We start from the raw sequence: 1,540 nt of genomic DNA, 5'->3' as shown, positions 1-1,540 counted from the left end.
CCAATAAATATTGGAGGTAATTTCCAGATTGTTCAGAGGTTTCTTGTTGAAGAGTGACTTTAACTATATTGGGTTGTTTTAACTGTTGTTGGTACTGTTCGGGAATTTTTATCATCCCATTTTCGATAGTGGTTTGAAATTCTACAGTAATCATTTGTAATGTCTTACTCTTTGCTCGCTTGTTAATTGTATTATAGCTGAATTTATTTCCATTACCATTCCTAACAGCCTTAGTGGTGCAGAAAACTTTTTTGAGTTTCACAATGAAAAGCCTGAAGGGTTAAAATAGAAGCTGAAACCCAATAGACATCTCCAAAAAAGAATGTAGAGACGTTCCATGGAACGCCTCTACAAGGGTTCTAGGATACGCATATTTAATTTCTGGAGATTTCTAATGACCTCGTTCGATGTCTTGAGAAATCCCAAATCCATTGTTTCGGGTATAATCCTTTATTGATAGGTGTTTCAGGGGTTTTCTGCACCACCAAGCAAAAGGATAAAGAAATTCCCTTTGCTCCTGTGCGTAGAAAATTGTACTCTTCATGAAGCGATTCCTGCGGAGCGCTTCGCTATCGCACCCCCATCATCCCCAAAAATGGTACATCCCATATCCCCAAAGCGATCGCCCTCTCATATTCACAAAACGGTTTCCCAGGAGCGATCGCTCTATTTAATAAAGTATGATTAATCTCAAGCATCTGGGTTATTTTGTAACCATTGTTCTAAATCAGTAACAGAAGAAAAATCTAACAGAGCCTCACCCAATAATTCTAATTTATCAATTGTTAATCTACGAATTGAGTCAATCAAGGATAATTCAATTTCACCAACTCGCCGATTTATTTGTCGTATAATTAGCTGTTGCTCTCTTTGTCTTCCCTGTTCTATTCCCCGTTCCATAGCTAGTTGTTCTGTTGGGCTAATCAAAGGCATTTTTCTTTCCTCCTCGAAATGTTTAATTTTAGTAACCAATCCTGCTTGTAATTGTTTAGGTAAAGTCATCATTGTGTCGATGATTTTAAATAACTTAATAACTTTCTCTTTTGTGAAGCCTCGGTCATAAAGTCCTCTAATTAATATCCATTTCCATTGCTCCCTTTCTGTTAAATTACTGGTGGTGGCTTTAGTCTTTAAATGCGCCATGACTATGATAGCAAAGGGATTATCACTCTTTTCTAGTTCATCCCACTTTGATTCATAATCAAGAATTTTAGCTATGGGGAATTTTAAACTTAGTTCACAATCCAACATAGCTCTATCATAACTATTTGGTCGCCAACTAGGACTTGTATCACCTAAAATTGCTACACTTACTACAAATTGGTGATAAAGGTCGAAGGCTCGGTAATTATAAATGTACATCCGTTCTTCAAAGTTAACATCATATTGACTCTGAATTTCTATGTGGATTAAAATCCATACTTGAGTTTGATCTAATAACCAAACTTTATACAGTTTATCGGTAATTCGGTTTTTGGTTTCTCCTGAAGCTGTAATTTCTTGCAGTTCTTTATCTAAAGATTCAGGGGTTTTTGTCCAA

Annotated in this window: 2 protein-coding genes; both read right to left on the bottom strand. The window is 36.2% G+C overall.

The genetic code is table 11. The annotated features are described in order from the left end of the window. Positions 1–569 precede the first annotated feature (569 nt). Positions 570–698: a hypothetical protein gene (locus tag IQ226_RS25765; RefSeq protein ID WP_255540004.1), complete on the bottom strand. Its 129-nt coding sequence runs from the start codon at positions 696–698 to the stop codon at positions 570–572. Further along, positions 691–1,540: DUF4351 domain-containing protein (locus IQ226_RS24715; RefSeq protein WP_228039681.1), on the bottom strand; the 850-nt coding region annotated here is incomplete at its 5' end. The genes IQ226_RS24715 and IQ226_RS25765, both read right to left, overlap by 8 nt.

The sequence above is a fragment of the Dolichospermum sp. LEGE 00240 genome (genome assembly GCF_015207875.1).
Lineage (GTDB): Bacteria > Cyanobacteriota > Cyanobacteriia > Cyanobacteriales > Nostocaceae > Dolichospermum > Dolichospermum gracile.
This window is presented reverse-complemented; position numbering and strand designations above follow the sequence as displayed.

Bases quoted from the DNA above. Each gene is read 5' to 3' on its own strand.
- IQ226_RS25765 (WP_255540004.1), bottom strand. From the start codon at position 698: ATGCTTGAGATTAATCATACTTTATTAAATAGAGCGATCGCTCCTGGG.